Annotated in this window: 16 protein-coding genes, 1 rRNA gene and 1 pseudogene; 11 read left to right on the forward strand and 7 right to left on the reverse strand. The window is 40.7% G+C overall.

The features are described 5' to 3' along the window. From rrf to V6C27_01910, 4 genes are all read left to right on the forward strand, one after another. Nucleotides 1-83 (forward strand): 5S ribosomal RNA (gene rrf / locus V6C27_01895); the annotation flags it as partial. A gap of 246 nt (nucleotides 84-329) precedes the next feature. After that, complete coding sequence (locus V6C27_01900) at nucleotides 330-776, forward strand: response regulator transcription factor (protein ID MEG6615180.1); 447 nt, start codon at nucleotides 330-332, stop codon at nucleotides 774-776. A 124-nt stretch (nucleotides 777-900) separates the two neighbouring features. Continuing rightward, the gene (locus V6C27_01905; GenBank protein ID MEG6615181.1) at nucleotides 901-1,800 is read left to right on the forward strand and encodes a HAMP domain-containing sensor histidine kinase; all 900 of its coding nucleotides are present in this window, start codon (nucleotides 901-903) and stop codon (nucleotides 1,798-1,800) included. Nucleotides 1,801-1,897: 97 nt separating this feature from the next. Beyond that, nucleotides 1,898-2,143: a hypothetical protein gene (locus V6C27_01910; GenBank protein MEG6615182.1), complete on the forward strand. Its 246-nt coding sequence runs from the start codon at nucleotides 1,898-1,900 to the stop codon at nucleotides 2,141-2,143. A gap of 22 nt (nucleotides 2,144-2,165) precedes the next feature. Here the strand turns inward: V6C27_01910 and V6C27_01915 are convergent, their stop codons facing one another. The 3 genes from V6C27_01915 to V6C27_01925 all read right to left on the reverse strand — a co-directional run bounded on the left by V6C27_01915 (nucleotide 2,166) and on the right by V6C27_01925 (nucleotide 5,108). Then, nucleotides 2,166-2,300, reverse strand: a complete 135-nt coding sequence (locus V6C27_01915; protein ID MEG6615183.1) for a hypothetical protein — start codon at nucleotides 2,298-2,300, stop codon at nucleotides 2,166-2,168. 32 nt (nucleotides 2,301-2,332) lie between these two features. Beyond that, entirely contained in the window at nucleotides 2,333-3,640 is a 1,308-nt protein-coding gene (locus V6C27_01920; protein ID MEG6615184.1) for a sodium-dependent transporter, read from the reverse strand. Between the two features lie 79 nt (nucleotides 3,641-3,719). Further along, nucleotides 3,720-5,108 carry a tryptophanase gene (locus tag V6C27_01925; protein MEG6615185.1) on the reverse strand — a complete coding sequence of 463 codons (1,389 nt, stop codon included), beginning with the start codon at nucleotides 5,106-5,108 and terminating at the stop codon, nucleotides 3,720-3,722. Nucleotides 5,109-5,319: 211 nt separating this feature from the next. Here V6C27_01925 and V6C27_01930 point away from each other — a divergent pair, with 211 nt between their 5' ends. Then, nucleotides 5,320-5,661: a PadR family transcriptional regulator gene (locus tag V6C27_01930; GenBank protein MEG6615186.1), complete on the forward strand. Its 342-nt coding sequence runs from the start codon at nucleotides 5,320-5,322 to the stop codon at nucleotides 5,659-5,661. After that, the gene (locus V6C27_01935; protein MEG6615187.1) at nucleotides 5,652-6,659 is read left to right on the forward strand and encodes an FtsW/RodA/SpoVE family cell cycle protein; all 1,008 of its coding nucleotides are present in this window, start codon (nucleotides 5,652-5,654) and stop codon (nucleotides 6,657-6,659) included. The genes V6C27_01930 and V6C27_01935 overlap by 10 nt, the downstream gene beginning before the upstream one ends. Nucleotides 6,660-6,689: 30 nt before the next feature. Here V6C27_01935 and V6C27_01940 read toward each other — a convergent pair whose 3' ends face one another. Together V6C27_01940 and V6C27_01945 are read right to left on the reverse strand one after the other, a co-directional pair. Next, entirely contained in the window at nucleotides 6,690-8,336 is a 1,647-nt protein-coding gene (locus V6C27_01940) for a Na/Pi cotransporter family protein (protein MEG6615188.1), read from the reverse strand. A 284-nt stretch (nucleotides 8,337-8,620) separates the two neighbouring features. Next, nucleotides 8,621-9,193, reverse strand: a pseudogene (locus tag V6C27_01945) (RluA family pseudouridine synthase). A gap of 239 nt (nucleotides 9,194-9,432) precedes the next feature. Between V6C27_01945 and V6C27_01950 the strand changes: the two are divergent. Genes V6C27_01950 through V6C27_01965 form a run of 4 tightly spaced genes read left to right on the forward strand, consistent with a single transcriptional unit; the run spans nucleotide 9,433 to nucleotide 11,770 of the window. After that, on the forward strand, nucleotides 9,433-9,807 hold the full coding sequence (locus V6C27_01950) for a GntR family transcriptional regulator (GenBank protein ID MEG6615189.1): 375 nt from the start codon (nucleotides 9,433-9,435) through the stop codon (nucleotides 9,805-9,807). A 4-nt stretch (nucleotides 9,808-9,811) separates the two neighbouring features. After that, on the forward strand, nucleotides 9,812-10,678 hold the full coding sequence (locus tag V6C27_01955) for an ABC transporter ATP-binding protein (GenBank protein MEG6615190.1): 867 nt from the start codon (nucleotides 9,812-9,814) through the stop codon (nucleotides 10,676-10,678). Next, nucleotides 10,671-11,321, forward strand: a complete 651-nt coding sequence (locus V6C27_01960; GenBank protein ID MEG6615191.1) for an ABC-2 transporter permease — start codon at nucleotides 10,671-10,673, stop codon at nucleotides 11,319-11,321. The genes V6C27_01955 and V6C27_01960 overlap by 8 nt, the downstream gene beginning before the upstream one ends. 23 nt (nucleotides 11,322-11,344) lie before the next feature. Next, on the forward strand, nucleotides 11,345-11,770 hold the full coding sequence (locus V6C27_01965; GenBank protein MEG6615192.1) for an N-acetyltransferase: 426 nt from the start codon (nucleotides 11,345-11,347) through the stop codon (nucleotides 11,768-11,770). A gap of 41 nt (nucleotides 11,771-11,811) precedes the next feature. Here the strand turns inward: V6C27_01965 and V6C27_01970 are convergent, their stop codons facing one another. Continuing rightward, entirely contained in the window at nucleotides 11,812-13,995 is a 2,184-nt protein-coding gene (locus V6C27_01970) for a YcdB/YcdC domain-containing protein (protein ID MEG6615193.1), read from the reverse strand. A gap of 493 nt (nucleotides 13,996-14,488) precedes the next feature. Between V6C27_01970 and V6C27_01975 the strand changes: the two genes are divergently transcribed. Next, nucleotides 14,489-15,040, forward strand: coding sequence for a DUF4367 domain-containing protein (locus V6C27_01975; GenBank protein ID MEG6615194.1), 552 nt, complete (start codon nucleotides 14,489-14,491; stop codon nucleotides 15,038-15,040). A 106-nt stretch (nucleotides 15,041-15,146) separates the two neighbouring features. Here the strand turns inward: V6C27_01975 and V6C27_01980 are convergent, their stop codons facing one another. Then, nucleotides 15,147-16,922 (reverse strand): NFACT RNA binding domain-containing protein, encoded by a 1,776-nt coding sequence (locus V6C27_01980; protein MEG6615195.1) that lies wholly within the window; start codon nucleotides 16,920-16,922, stop codon nucleotides 15,147-15,149. Between the last annotated feature and the right edge of the window lie 97 nt (nucleotides 16,923-17,019).

Genomic DNA, 17,019 nt, shown 5'->3' on the forward strand with positions numbered 1-17,019 from the left:
TTCCCATACCGAACACGGAAGTTAAGCTCTGCAGGGCCGATGGTACTTGGGTTTATCCCTGGGAGAGTAGGTCGCCGCCAGAATTAATTTTTAAACCACTGGGTAGTTACCCAGTGGTTTTTTGCGTCTTAATCGCTTTTAATATATCGGATCAAAGTAGCACCTCTGACTTTTTGCTAAAATATCAACTATAAACATTACAAATCCTAAAACTTAAGCTTTTCTTAAGTTTTTTGGTGTAAATTAATAATATAAAACATTTCCTTGACAAACTGTAGATAAGAACAATTATATAGCTGATGTATGCAATAGTGAAAGGGAGAAAACAAGTGGAACAGAACATAAAAATTTTAGTGGTTGAAGATGATAATGATATTAATCAATTGCTATTTAGAATTATTAAAAAAAGCAATTACTTCGCACAACCTGCCTATTCTGGAACAGAAGCGTTGATCTATTTAAAAAAGCAGAAGTGGGACTTGGTTTTACTGGATTTAATGCTTCCGGGTATGACCGGGGAAGAAATTCTTGCAGAACTCACTGCGAGGGGCCCTACCCCAGTCATTATCATTTCTGCTAAGAGCAAACAGCAGACAAAGATTAGTAGTTTACGATCTGGCGCAGATGATTTTATTTCAAAGCCATTTGATGTTGAAGAGGTATCGGCACGTATTGATTCTCTATTACAGAGATATAAGCATACTAATAATACAGTTAAGAGAAATGAGCTAATCCATAAAGATATTCATATTGATTTAGAAGCAATTTTGCAATGACTAACGGTGAATTTGTAAAATCTGTTATCATCGGGGGAGCAACATTAATCATCATCACTTTCTATGGAATTTTCTTTTTTAATAGAAAAGAAATTAGATAATTTTTAAGAAGCGGGTGAGAGCAATGATTTACTTGTTAATATTGATATCATTAGTGACAGTATTGTTGCTCACTCGCTTACTCACTTTAAAAAAAGAAGTAAAAAGAATAAGCAAACAGCTACAAAACTATAACAATCGCAAAACAAACAAAAAAGTTGATATAGCACTTAATGATCAAGAAATTGAAAATCTGGGTTTGGAAATCAATAAACTTATTGATTTGCATGTGACAGAGAATAGAATGCGTGTACGTTTTGAAAATGAACAAAAGCAAGCTGTTGCCAATATATCCCATGACTTAAGAACACCATTAACTTCTATTTTGGGGTACATCCAGATGGCTGAATCGGATGATGTTACAGTTGATGAAAAGAAAGAATTATTATCTATTGCCAAACAACGAGCTAAACGACTGGAAACGTTGTTATATGATTTTTATGAGTTGAGCATTATTGAATCTACCGGTCATCATCTGAAATTTGAACAAATCAATATTAGGAATTTAACAATAGATGTAATAATTAGCTTTTATGACCGTTTTAATGAGAAAAATATAGAACCAATCATCAACATGCCAAAAAAAGATGTTTTTATTATTGCTGACGAATCCGCAGTAACGAGAGTTATTGAAAATTTGATCTCCAATGCCATTACTCATTCAGAAGGAAATATAAGTATCAGTCTTGAGGAAAAGGATGCAACGGTTAGACTAATTGTTAAAAATGATGCTCATGCCTTAACAGCAAAAGATGTTGACCACATCTTCGACCGATTTTATATGGCAGACCAATCCCGTTCAGGCAAAGGTACTGGGTTAGGCTTGTCCATTGTAAAAAGCATTATGGATAAAATGAACGGGATTATTACAGGGCATCTAAATAATGGGCAATTGTCAATCGTTTGTGAATGGAGAGCAGGTTAGATCATCTTTCTTTAGACACAACTAGCCATTTGTCTATTACTCGCTTTTTCTCGCTATACGGACCCATTGGGGAGGGCTAACCAAACATTATTGGGTTTTGGCAAAATGGATCGGTAACATATTGGCGATTACTTTTGGCGCCACCTATGTGCGGATTGCGATAGACAACTCACTTTCTACTAGCAATATTATCAGTGGTCTATATTCTTTACAAAATCCGGCTTACCTAGAAAGTCGTCAGTTTCTTTTCATTGGCATTGCAATAAGTATTACTATTTTATTCTTGTTAGTAGTAGTTTCTTATCTTAAACCGTGGGGAAAATCAGTAAAAGCCAGAGAGTAACCATCCCTGGCTTTTGTTTCTATTAAGGAACCATGCCATCTGACATTTTTGCATAATCATCGTTCCTGTACCGACTGGACTCCAATTTAGTGGACAGTTTTTTCTCTTCTTGATTGATTTTCGTCTGATTAGTGGTTTTGGTTTTACTATTTGCCATATTATATCACCTCCTTTTTAAAACCTCTAGAATTAAAAGCCTCCTACAAAAACACCCATCACAAGAACAAAGATAGTTACACCGGTGAAAACATATTTAGCCCAATATTCCCACCATTTTCCTATGGGTTTTACGGCACCTTTGTTTACTTGTGCGCGGGCTTTTTCAGCACCATAAATCCAGAAAAAGACAAAGGCGGCCAGTGCGGCACCAAAAGGAACTAAGTAGATAGTGACGGTATCGGCAAATGTGCCGAATAAGTTCATGTTTAGGTCTAGTGGTAGACCTACAATGAAACCAGCAATGGCCACAACAATAGATGCCTGTCTGCGGCTTAGCTTAAAGCGGTCTTGAATGGCTTCTACTGGTACCTCCATCAGGTTGACCGCTGAAGAAATGGCCGCAAAAATTATTGCTGCAAAAAATAAGATACCAAAGAAATAACCACCGGGCATTGCAGCAAAAACGTGGGGAATAACAATAAATAGTAGGGGTGGGCCTGCCTGTGGATCCAAGTTAAAGGCAAAGGCTGAAGGAATTACCACAAAAGCAGCCAGCAATGAAGCAATGGTGGTCCATATAGCAGTGTGTATGGCCGAAGAAGGGATATCCTCTGTCTCCCTCAAATAACTACCATATACCAGCATGGCTGCACCACCTAGGGCCACTGTAAAGAAGGCCTGCCCCAAGGCCATCACCCAAGTAATGGGGTCGGCTAGTTTTGACCAATCGGGTACCGTAAGAAATGCAATGCCCTTTGTAACTCCGGGTAAGGTTAGGACCCTGATCAATAGGATCAATAAAATAATGAATAGCCCGGGCATCATAATTTTATTGGCTTTTTCAATACCGCCGGAAATCCCTTTCATTATAATAGCCATGGTCAGGACCAGGGCCAAGAAATGCCAGATAATACTGGGAGATTGACCTGCGAAGGAACCAAAATATTGTCCGGGATCGATCTGGTCAAATCCAGTTAAAGCCAAAACAAAATAACGCAGTATCCAGCCACAAACAATTAGGTAAAAGACGAAAACACCGGAAACACCCAATACCGGAAGGATTCCTAGGGCGGCACCGTAGTTTTTACCCTTTTCTTTTAAGACACTTTCAAAGGCACTAATGGCTCCGGATTGTCGACTACGACCAAAGGCAAATTCGCCCATTAGTCCAGTAACCGCTAAGGCAAAGGTAAAGATTAAATAGGGCACTAAAAACGCCGCACCACCAAAGGCACCAATCCGATAGGGAAACATCCAAATGGAGCCAAGGCCCATGGCAGCACCAACACTGGCTAAGATAAAACCAGTTTTGCTGGACCAAGCATCACGTTCTGCCATAGGAGAAACCTCCTTTATTGTAAAAAATTTACAACAGCCTCCACCAGCAGCTTTTAAATTCCTGCCGGTGATAGGAGTATTACTGTACAGGCTTTAAGCGTGCCAAGAAGTGGCGCAGAACCGGTGGTTCGTAGGTAAACTCTAAACCTTTTAAAGAATTTACTTTTTCCTTAACACGGATGAGGCCATCTGCGATGACATCCATGTGACTATAGGTATAGGTGCGGCGCGGAATGGTTAACCGCAGCAATTCCATGGGGGACTCCAAGTTTTCCTTTGTATCTGGGTCTCTACCCAGCAGAAAAGAGCCTATCTCCACTGAGCGCACACCGGATTCTAAATACAATGCGTTGGCTAAGGATTGGGCAGGGAATTGATAATAGGGGATATGAGGTAACATTTTTTTAGCATCCACAAATACTGCATGTCCACCGGTAGGGGATTGGAAAGGTATGCCGCCTTCCTTGAGCTTTTCTCCCAGATAAGCAACTTGGTTGATGCGGTATTCCAGATAGCTCATATCCATACCTTCGTATAAGCCACGGGCTAAGGCTTCCATGTCGCGACCTGCTAGACCACCATAGGTAGCAAATCCTTCCATGGGAACACATCTAGCCCGGCAGGCGTTGAATAATTCTTCATCATCTTTGAAGGCTAGCACACCACCGATGTTCACAATGGCGTCTTTCTTTGCGCTCATGGTAAAACCATCTGCATAACTGAACATTTCTTTAGCGATTTCCTTAATAGGCTTGTCGGCATAGCCTTCTTCACGTTTTTTGATAAAGTATGCGTTTTCGTAAGCCCGGGCAGCGTCAATAAATACCCGAAGGCCGTATTTTTTGGCGACCTCACTGGTTTGACGAATGTTTTCCATAGATACGGGCTGGCCACCAGCACTGTTGCAGGTAATGGTGATGATTACAGCAGCTACATTCTCGGGGCCTTTTTCTTTAATGGTGGCTTCTAGACGTTCAATGTCCATGTTACCTTTGAAGGGGTGATATTTCTCAGTATCAAAGGCATCTTCAATCACGCAGTTTATTGCTCGACCACCAGCCATTTCCACATGACCCTTGGTGGTATCAAAGTGCATGTTGCTAATAAAGTAATCGCCAGGTTTTTTAATAACTATAGGGAATAAAACCTGCTCGGCACCTCGGCCTTGGTGAGTGGGTATGGTGTATTTATAACCAAAAATATCTTCCACGGCATTTCTTAAGTTGTGGTAGTTTCTACTGCCAGAGTAGGCTTCATCACCCAACATCAGCCCGGCCCACTGGTTATCGCTCATAGCCCCGGTACCGCTGTCTGTTAGCAAGTCGATATAGACTTCATCGCTGTTGAGTAAAAATAAGTTGTAGCCGGCACGTTCCAGAGCCTTTTCTCGTTCTTCACGAGTAATCATTTTTATGGGCTCAACCATTTTAATTCGGAAAGGTTCTGGTACAATTTTAACTGCACACATAGCAAAAAATTCCCCCTTATACAAATTTGTAATTAGTCTTTCATACTAAATGTTTTTTAACCAAACAAATTATGGTAACAAAACAGGCCCCTTATAATTGGACTGCAAATTGATATGACAACTAATGGTTGACTAGACAGAGGTATGGTTTTATAATTACACCTAGATATACGATGCATTGTAATTCGATAATGAAAAGGTGATAACTTACATGAAAGTCAACAAAGAATTGCTAAAAGGCAGTACCGTCATTTTGATACTTAAATTACTTGATCGCAAGCCAATGTACGGCTATGAAATGATTAAAGAAATTGAAGTTGCCTCTGGCGGGGTATTTGCCTTTAAGGAAGGCACACTTTATCCCATTTTGCACTCTTTAGAGGCGGATGACATGGTGGAAGCTTATTGGTCGGACGCTAATGGAGGTCGCAAAAGGAAGTATTACCGAATAACTGAAAAGGGGCGGGCTCAGCTTGAAGAAAAGTGCCATGAATGGGTGATGTTTCGCTCAGCAGTAGATAAAATTCTGGGGGAGGCAATTGTATGTCGTTAGCACAGAACCCTAAGGTTCAAGAATATTTGAATAACGTTTGTATCCAGATTAAGTTTGGTGAGGTGCATCAGCAAATAAAGCTAGAACTACTGGCCCATATTGAGGATTGTGTAATGGAGTACACGGCTGAAGGTGTGCCGGAGCAGCGAGCCATAGAAATGGCCATCAGCAGAATGGGTGATTCGATGGCATTGGGCAAACAACTCCACAAAGCCCACCAACCGGCCACAAATTGGCCGTTATTGGCAATTGTTTCAATGTTGGCGGTGGCAGGTATCTTTTTTAACAAAGATTGGGCCAAACCCAGTTGGTTTGCCACTTCTGTTTTGCTATTGTTAGTACCTAATATCTTTTATGTTGTTAGTAATTCGTGGTCTTCAGCAGTTATCTATACAATGGTATTTTTAGTGCTTATGTCACTGGCTGGTGTCAGCAAAAAACAGCTTATAGGTGTTACTTTAATACCGATTGTTATATTTACTTTGGCCATCACTACCGCGCCCCATAAATTGAATAGATTGCTAGCCTTTATCAACCCTTACCATGACTCGACCGGTAGTGGGTATATCTATATCCAATCCATTGAGACCATAAAATCGGCTGGGTTATGGGGGCAAGGGTTTAACTTTGCCGGTAATTTACCAGAACTGCACACCGACTTAATCTTTTCTTATTTAGTGTATACCTTTGGTTGGCTTGGCGGTGCAGTGGTGGTTCTGTTAGCACTGGCCTTAATTGTTAAAATGATTAGTGTGGTTAAACAGATCAAAGATGGTTTTGGCAGATTGTTGGTTAGCGGACTAACTAGCATCCTGGCACTGCACTTTATTTGGAATATATTAATGACGTTAGGCTATGCACCGATAAGCGGCATCGGTTTACCTTTCTTTAGCTATGGTGGCTCCCAAACAGTAATTAACATGGCCATGATGGGTATAGTTTTAAGTGTATACCGCAGAAAAAATTTGCGAACCAGCACCAATCCTAAACAAGGGTAAGACAAGGGGACAGGTCCCTTGTCTTACTATTTAGGGCCAATGGGGCAGGTGGTTTCCTTCACTGCTTGAAATTTGCTTATTTGTATTTATAGTAGCTGCTATATTTCTTAGATGCTGAGCTATTGTTAGATAAGAATTAATCAAATCTAAAAATATTGCGCTAATGTTTTTGGCTTCTTTACTGCTATTTTTTAATCTTACAAAATGACTTATTCTATATCGGAACTCCATATCTGAAATATCATCATATAGCAATTGGGCATGATTGATCAGAGAAGTATTATTGGTAAGTAAGATATTGTTAACATAATGGTGTAGTTGGATCACCTTTTGTTGCATATGGGCAATCTCTTGATGACCATCTTTGGAAAAATCATTCATGTTAGCATGCTTACTTTCAGCTAGATAAACGATATTTTTTTCCACTACGTCCCCGATATGCTCGTAATCACTAACAATATTTTCAAAACTCATACAACATTCAATATCCTCTTGACATTTGGAATTTCGCATTAGCTTAGTTAAATAGTTATTGGTAGCCTTAGATAGTAAATCTATTTCATCTTCAATTTTAAGTAATTTTTCAACAGTTTCAGAATCATACTTTTTAAACAATTGGTCACAATGCATAATGATATAGATAGATTTATCGGAAATTCGAATAATTTCCTTTAATGCCATCCCAATAGCTAATGAAGGAGTAGTGATTAGTTGTTCATCTAAGTATTTTGGTTTAACCTCTATATTTTGCTTTGAACGATCTGGTATGAGTTTTACCATCAATTTTGCAAATTGCTCAGTAATGGGTAAAAACATTATAGCCAGTGCGATATTATATAAAGTGTGAACATTTGCCACCTGAAAGTCCAGAGAATTGGGCGTTAACCAACAAATAAAACTGGCAAAGGGCTTAACAAGGGGCAATAGAACCAAAACACCAATTAAGCGAAAGAAAAAATGAGACAACGCTGCTCGTTGAGATTCCTTGGTTGAACCAAAACTGGAAAGAATGGCGGTAAAGGATGTGCCTACGTTTGCACCAAAAACTAAATAAATCGCCGATTGCAATGTTACTAAATGATGCATAGCTAACACCATTATAATGCCAATGGCTGCAGCACTACTATGAATTAAAAAAGTAAAAAATGATGCAAAAATAATGGCCAGTAGCGGTTGATTACTAATAGTGGCCAAACAATTGACAAAAATTGGAGCATCCCTTAGTGGCTCCATGGCATTGGTCATAAATTTTAAGCCTAAAAACAACATGCCGAAACCAATTACGGCTTGGCCAATTGTTTTTGTGGACTGATTTTTAGCAAATACCACTACCGCACCACCAATGCCAATAATGGGTAATGCTAACTTGGTGACATTTAAAGCTAACAATTGTGCAGTTATAGAGGTGCCTATACCAGCACCTAAAACCACAGGAAAAGTAATTATAGAGGCGTTGGTTAACCCCACTAAGATAACGCTAGTGGCAGTACTGCTTTGAAAAATAATAGTAACTATAATACCAACTAACAAACCAACTAAACGATTTTTGGTAAGTGTACTAAGGATAGTGCGCAACTTGTCGCCGGCAATGGTTTTTAAGCCTTCACTCATTATATATAAACCATAGAGCAATAAACCCATACCACCCAACAAATATAACACTGTAACTCGCCACATATCAGTCACCCCTATAAACATTGTAATTTTTTTCACTAATTAAATCAATAATGCTGATAAAAAAATTTTAGGATATTAAAATTAGTTTGTTAGCCTTTAGCGTTCTACAGTGTTTATATTTTGTAATGGGGGCATAGGAAGAAGACAAGGGACCTGTCCCCCTGTCTTCTCCTGCATTAATATAGATTGGACCACAGATCCCATGGGTACTCCTTTGGAGGTGTTGATTTGACATTGACCATTTCTTTTGTGGTGGGATGTTCAAATCGAAGCAGTAGAGCTCATAGGGCAATTTGTTGCCCCGGACGGTTGAACTTTTGGCCGTATTTTTGATCACCATATAGCGGACAGCCCACAGCTGATAGCTGAACCCTAATTTGATGGGGGCGACCGGTGTGCAGTTCAACATAAAGTAAACTTAGACTGTTCTTTTTTGCTATCGTTTTGTATTTTAATACTGCTTTTTTGGCATTTTTATAGTGTGGCGGAACGGTATATACTTTGTTTTGTCTGGTATCCTTGATTAAATAATGCTCTAAAACCCCATGATCTTTAGGAGGTGCTCCCCGCACAACAGCTAAATATCCCCGCTCAATTGCTCTGCGGCGAATCGCATCTGATAACCGGGAAGCCGCTTTGGATGTTTTGGCAAACACCATCACGCCACCGACAGGACGATCTAAGCGATGCACAAGCCCTAAGTACACATTGCCTGGCTTCTGGTAACGAACTTTCAAATCACGTTTTAACATACTAAGTAAATCATCGTCCCTCGTTTGATCCTGTTGCACAGCAACATTTACCGGCTTTTTAATGATAAGCAAATGATTGTCTTCATATAAAATTGGAATCTGCATGTGGTACGAAGCCTCCTTATAAAACAATTTCCATCTAATTTCCATCTATTGTATCGTAGTATATAAAAAATTGGAAGGCCATTCCAGTTAAGCGGACAGCAGGCGATACTAAGGCATTTATTAAAACCGTTAGGTGACCATACACCTACGATCTTTTATATTTTATCTTGACACAACTGTTATAACTGTATATATTGTTTATATACAGTTATAACAGTTTCTGAAGGGATGTTACAGCGATGAAAATTATTATATCTAATGTTTCTCATCAGCCCATCTATGAGCAGATATTAACGCAGGTTAAAGAATTAATTATGCGGGGGGAGCTTAGAGAAGAGGATCCTTTGCCATCCATTAGAAGCTTGGCTAAAGAACTACAGATTAGTGTCATTACCACCAAACGCGCTTACGATGAATTAGAAAAGGAAGGGTTTATTGTCACCGTACCGGGCAAAGGTTCTTATGTGGCAGCGCAAAACCAAGAACTAATGCAAGAAAAGAGGATAAAAATTGTGGAAGAGAAGCTAGCCGAAGCGGTGTTGGCCGGCAAATCCATAAATTTATCCTTGGCAGAGCTACAAGAAATGCTGAGCTTACTTTACGAGGAGGAATGAACAGATGACGCCCATTTTAGAGGTCAGCAACCTAAGCAAGAATTTTAAAGACTTCCGTTTAAAAGATATTAATTTTACCATGGAGAAAGGCTATATTATGGGGTTTATCGGCCCCAACGGTGCTGGCAAAAGCACCACCATCAAGTTAATACTAAACTTGATCAAAAGGGATGGGGGCGAGGTTAAAATCTTTGGTCTAGATAATATCAGCCAGGAGATAGAAATTAAAAATCGCATTGGTTTTGTCTTTGACGATAATTATTATTATGAAGATCTGACTATTAAAGAAATGAAATCAGTGATTGCACCATTTTATAAAAACTGGGATGAAGCCGCCTTTGCCAAGTATCTAAAGGATTTCAATTTAGCTCCCCAGAAGAAAATTAAAGATTTATCTAAGGGGATGAAGATGAAGTTTTCGCTGGCCATTGCTTTGTCCCATCAGGCAGACTTATTAATTATGGATGAACCCACCGCCGGGTTAGATCCACTGGCCCGTCATGAGCTATTGGAAATATTGAGTTTCATCATCCAAGATGAAAACAAGGGCATTTTACTTTCCAGCCACATTACATCTGATTTAGATAAAATAGCGGACTTTATTACCTTTATCAATGCTGGTGAAATCGTTTTTACCACCACTAAAGATGATTTATTGGAAAACTACGGTTTAGTTAAAGGAGGCAAAGAGCTGTTAGATGCTGATACCAGAAAGCAATTTATCGGTATCAGAGAAAACCAATTTGGCTTTGAAGGCTTGGTCAAAAACAAACAACAAGCCCAGCGATTGCTTGCCGATCAGGCACTGATAGAAAAGCCGTCCTTAGAAGATATTATGATTTACTATACAAGGGGGCATCAACATGTATAGCTTAGTGATCAAAGACATTTTAGTGCAGAAAAGGACCGTACTTATTAGCTTGCTTTATATAATTTTTCTCGCCTTTATGTTGCAGTCCTTAAAAGAGGGGATATATCCTGTAACCATAAGTGGTATTTGTTATATTTTAGTGGCCACAGCTTGTGCACAGGATGAAAAAAACAAAGCTGATGTGATGCTAAACAGTTTGCCCATAAAAAGATCCACCATTGTGGGGGCTAAATATGTACTAGCAATAGTAATATTTGCCATTGGTACAGTGGCTTATTTAGCTATTATGCAAGCAATGAAGTTTATCGGCCTACCTTTGCAAGTTTATCCGATTACTTTAGCCAACTGTTTGGGGACATTGCTGGCTATTAGTTTGTTAAACGGAATCTATCTTCCCATTTACTTTAAATTGGGTTATATTAAGTCTAGATTTATCAATCTGATATTATTTTTTAGTTTGTTTGCCGGTATTAGCAGTATTGCGACACTATTGGGGGATAGCGATGGATTGCCTAATCTAATAAGTTTTGTTAACAGCTATTCAGAACTGCAAATAGCAATAATGATTGTCATGTTAACTTTGGCAATACTGGCTTTGTCATACACCGTATCACTAAAGGTCTATAATTCTAGGGAGTTTTAAAACTATAATATGGGGGAGAAAAGATGATTAGAGAGTATCAAAAAAACGATGATCAAGAATTAATTACAATCTGGTACGAGGCATCGATAATTGCTCATAATTTTATTCCTAGCGAATTTTGGGCGGCTGAGAAAAAGAACGTCCAAGAAAAGTACTTACCAATGGCTGATACCTATGTGAAAGAAGTGGATGGTAAAATAGTGGGGTTTATTTCGTTAATTGATGATTACATTGGGGCCCTGTTTGTTTCTCCGGAATATCAGGGAAAAGGTGCAGGTTCTGAGCTAATCAGCAAGGCTAGGTCATTAAGAAAAGAATTGACGGTGGAAGTTTACAAGGATAACATTAAGGCACAACAATTTTATCAAAAGTGTGGTTTTACTTTGGTCGGTGCCAGAGTGCAACCGGAAACCGGGTGTGAATTACTAACCATGAAATTGACTAATTAAAGGGCAAAGAGGCTGCTTTTTGCAACAGCCTCTTTTTAATTTTACTTAGTAACCTGCAACAATCTCAGCAGTGAGACCGCGGCGTAACCGCGGGGAATGGTGTCCTGGGGGTTGTAGTTGCCGTTGTTTTCCGTTTGCAGGCCTAGGCCAAGGCTTAGGGCGACATAACCCTTGAGGTTGGCCGGTACTTTATTGGCATCTTTGCTGGTTAGTAGATAAATATCATTTAACTTGGCAGCGCCATCGTAGTCTAAGAAATTAATCATCAGTTTGGCGTATTCCAAGCGGGTGAGTTCTTGATCCAAATCTTTGGCTTCTTCCCTTTCAATTATGCCCATACGGATGGCGGCATCCACCACATTTTTTTGCATATCTTCAAGGGGTCTTTCCAACTGATAGCGGTCCCGGCTGGCCACCAGCCAAGTTAAGGCATCCATTTTGGTAATGTTTTTATCGGGATAAAACTTATTGTCACTACTTTTTAGAATTCCGGCGGCGGCCAGAGTGTTAATGGCATCTGCCGCTGGATGGCCAGCAATGTCGGTAAATTTAGTGGTTTGTTCAGCGGCCAGCGGTTTACCCTGCCAATCTAAGTATTGGCCGCTGATGGCATCAATGGTAAAGGAGGGGCGCTCCTTTAAATGATAGGCCAAATAGACCTTCGGGTTATTGGTACTGTGGTTTAGAGTGACATAGTCTAAAACTAGACCGTCATCGGCCATAAATGTGGCAGCGGCTCGGTCGGTGCCCAGGACATTGGTTGGTTTAGGGAAGTCGGCATCCCACCAATTCATGTTGTAATTAATTATTTCACCAGTATATAAGTTGACTTGCACGTCAAAGCCATTGCTGGGGAAGGGAATACCGTTAACCATGCGCACATAGCCAATCCGATGGCTGATTGGGTATGGCTTTTCATAAGGTATCACGCCGTAATTTACACTGTCATCCAGCTCGACGCTTTTAAAGCGCTGGGGTTGTTGTTGTTTAATAAAATCTGCAGCGATTTGTTGGGCTTGGGCTAGGGTATATTTAGGCTTTTCATTATTATCGATATTTTCTCTGTTCAGCCAGTTGTTAAAGGATGACAACTCACCGGTTGCCGCATCAATGGTGATATTCAGCGACCCATGATCGTTGTTCCAGTTAAAGTGCCACATTTTTTGGCCCGAAAGGTGGTTTTCCGTCAGACGGCTTTCCATTAGCTTAGCGTCACTGGGAATTTTGACAGATTTTTTTGCTATCTTCAGTGCACTTTCTTCGCTAATTAAATTATTCAGTTTTTCCACCTCGGCTTGTTCAGCGGGGGAAAGGCTTTGCTCTGCTTCTTTACTCATGGCCCCTAAACCACCTATAGCCCAGTCGTGGGTGTAATAACTGGGTTCGTTAATGACTTTACCGCTATGGGCATCTATAAATAGTCCAGCGCCCCTGGGCACCTGGTAAACAAGTTTTACTTGGTTATTCTCCTTTGAGTTTTGGGGTTGAAAATATGTCAACTTTACATTGTCCTTTAAAACAGCTGCCGCTTGGTTGGCGTTAATGATGTTGGTTGTACCGGGGAAGGTCTTGTTGTCTTCCCAATTGAAGTTATAGCCCACCAGTTGACCGGTGTCTGCATTAATGCGTACCGCAATACTGTTTTCTTTATAGGGTACACCGTTAACCACCCGGTGGAAATAATAACTGTACTCAATGGGCCCGCGATTAGTTAAATTGTGGTAGGGCAGCTGCTCATCCGGGGTTAATTTGGTGGCTGAGTAGTGGTTGGGGGCCAGTTTTAGCGCCCATTCAGCAGCCAATTTGCCAGCCTGCCCATAGTTATACTGGGGTAGTCCCGATAGGTTATTTGGTTGGTTTTGCCAATTATCCATGCTGGCAATTTCCCCGGTGACGGCATTAATGCGCACCACAATGGAGCCCTCCGGTTCAGCGCTGCGGTTCCAAGATAGCTCCCAATGCGTTTTGCCGTTATAGGTACTTAAATTGCTGTTAAACTTGTCATAATCTTCGCCAATATTGAAGGTTTGTTTGGCCTTTTCTATTGCTTTGTCCAACGGCATTTTTGCCTCGGCAACTTCCACTGGCGCCCTCTCTCCGATGGCGTTGGACAGGGGCAGTGACTCTGCAATTACCTTTGTTTCGGCTTCGGCCAGCGGATTAAACAACAGCAACCCCGCAGCTAAGCAACTGGCGGACAGACCGATAATCTTTTTTTTAGGCATACAACATCCTCCTGTAATCACAACATTTACCTATAAGACGTGAGGGTTTAACGAAAGGTTGCAATAAATTAAAAAGCATTTTGAACTTGCCCATTAGCATTCCTAAAGCTAACAATTCTATATATCCTTTGTTTATCCAGACATCTTTTTGGTGGGTAATAATTGTTTGGCCTTCAACCTTGGTAATATTAGAAGAATGATAGCATTTGCCAACTTACATTGCAATAATGTTAAATGTCGAAATCGATCTAAAAATAATGGGTTGTTGGTATGTTATACGTTGGTGCTTCTAAAGAAATGATGGCCACACAAATTAAACAACGATTATAAGTCAATTGATGAGTTAATTAAGCGCTCTCTCTATGATAAAGCTAAAAAGGATAAGGATATTGACATAGAAGAGGCGTGGGATAAATTTAATAATAAATATTATCCTAAGCATAAAAACCCCTACCGCAAGATAGCAGTTGTTGCTTGCTCCATTTTTATACTTTTGATTACGTCCATAACCTTTCTGCCCAATGAAGGTATCGCAATAAATAGCAAGATTTTCAATAACATAAAATTGCTGCTTACCGGAAAGGTTCAATCGCACGAAGTTTCCTTTACTGCGGAAGAAAAGGAAAGCACGCTCAACCAGTTAAAGCCGGAGGTTAAACGCGCTTTGATGGGGGCTGAATATGAAGTTTTATTGCCAGTTGGTTTGTTGGATAAGTATTCAATAGATGAGGTTACCGTTGAAAAGCATGGCAAATTGCAAGAAATTGAATTTCTACTTATCGCCGCAGATAACCGTACCACTAGGGTTAGGCAAGTTAACGTCATCGACGGTATCAAACAAGGTATCTCTTACGATACTGACGATGCCATTATGAAAGATGTTAACATCAGAGGCCAGCAGGCAACGCTGGTGGTGAATATAAAACATAACATGGCTATGTTATCGTGGGTTGATCGAGATATTTTTATTACTATTTCCGGTAAAATAACCGAAGACGAAATTATAGAGCTAGCCAGTTACACGACCAGAGTTAAAGTTAACTAACTTTGGGTAATAGATTTAACACCTCCTAAGTAGGGCGCAGTTGGTGCCACCACTTTAGGAGGTGTTTTAAACTTAGTCATATTATCACAATTATCAGGTGGCTTAATTAATGATCACTGGTTGTTAACCTGGCCACTACGCCCTCGTCCGGTGTAACAAATACTGTTTGTTGGTTTTCGTAAATCACCATGCCCGGTTTGGCTCCGTTGGGTTTGTGTACGTGCTTAACGTAGGTATAGTCCACCGGCACCTGTTTAGACTGCTTGGCTTTGCTGTGGAAGGCGGCTAAAATTGCTGCTTCTTCTAAGGTTTGGTTGGGCACTGGCTTGCCTTCGGTGCGAATGATTACATGGGAACCAGGAATATCTTTGGTGTGCAGCCACAGGTCATTCTCTTTGGCATAGCGCATGGTTAGATAATCGTTTTGCCGGTTATTTTTGCCCACCAGAATGGTAAAGCCGTCGCTGGACGTAAATGGCAGTGGTTGGGGTTTATCACGTTTTTTGTCCTTTTTGCCACCCTTTTTTTCCTCCAGTTTTAAGTAACCCTGGGCAGCCATTTCCAGCTTAATTTCTTCTAAATCTTCTAATGTTGTTGCTTGGCGAATGGTGGTATCAACACTTTCCAGGTAGTTGAGTTCCTCTTTGGCTTGTTGCAACTGCTCAGTTACCGCTTCCAAAGTGCTTTTGGCCTTGACATATTTTTTAAAATAAGCCTGGGCGTTTTGAGCTGGTGTTTTTTGTTTGTCTAAGGGAACGGTGATGCTTTTTTGCTCTGGGTCATAATAGTTCACCAGTTCTACTTGGGACAGGCCTTTGGTTAATTGATACATGTGGGCGGTAATTAAGTCACCATAAAGGCGGTAGTCTTCACCCCGGTCGGCTTCATTTAAACTTTTTTGATATTTGGGCAATTTATTTTTTAATCGACTGAGGTCGCGGTTAAGGATTGTTAACAGCGATTGTTTTTTAGCCTGCAGTTGCTGTTGGTAATCCCTATGGGTGTAAAAGGTATCCAGTAGCAAGTTCATGTCACCATGTACAATTTTTTCGTTTTTAAATTGAGTTAGTTCAAAGGCGGCAAAGTCCTTGGGGGTACCGTCCCGATTAAACACTAAACTGGGGGCGAATTCCTCTTTATCCAGCGCCCTGCCAATGGTGGAAAAATGTTGCCACAACAGCCGCAATTCATACTCTCCGCAGTGATTTAGCGTCAAATCTAAGGGTAAATCGCAACGATAAACCAGCTCCCGGCACATGCGGGGGGAGAAGCCATCAAAGGTGCTGAGCAAAATATCGGTCAACTTGGCGTCTAGTTCAGCTTGGGTAATCAAGGCAAAAAAACGTTCTTCTGTTAAGCCCAGCGGACTGTGCTTTTGCTGTTCCGGAGGGGCAACGTATTCTCTGCCGGGTAGCACCTCCCGGTGCCGGCTGATGGCATGGGAATAGCGCTTAATGCCATCTATTATGCAGTTGCTTTGATTATCAATTAAAATGATGTTGCTGTGTTTACCCATCACTTCCACCACCAGCGTTTTGGGGGCAGAACGTCCCAATTCGTCTCGGGTATCAATTGTTAAATGCAATACCCTTTCTAAGCCCGGTTGGGAAACAGCTAAAATTCGCCCCCCTTCCAGGTGTTTGCGCAAAACCATGCAGAAAAGCGGTGGCGTTGCGGGGTTGGGCTTGCTGCTGGCGGTGGTATGTATGCGGGCGTTGGTGGCGTTGGCTGAGATCAAAATTTTGTAACGTTCCTTAGGTTTGCTGACGGTGATGGCCAGTTCTTCCCTCAGTGGTTGATAAATCTTCTCTATTCTGGCACCAATTAATTTATCTTTTAATTCGCTGCCTACGGCAGCCATGACCAATCCATCGTAAGGCATTAGCACTAATCTCCTTTCCCGGACAATTATAACATATGGCTAGGCTTGTTCCCAGTTATTAAAAAGTTGTCCCATTTGATGGTTATATTTGCCTGTT

Source organism: Peptococcaceae bacterium 1198_IL3148, from assembly GCA_036763105.1.
Classification (GTDB): Bacteria; Bacillota; Desulfotomaculia; order Desulfotomaculales; family Desulfohalotomaculaceae; genus JBAIYS01.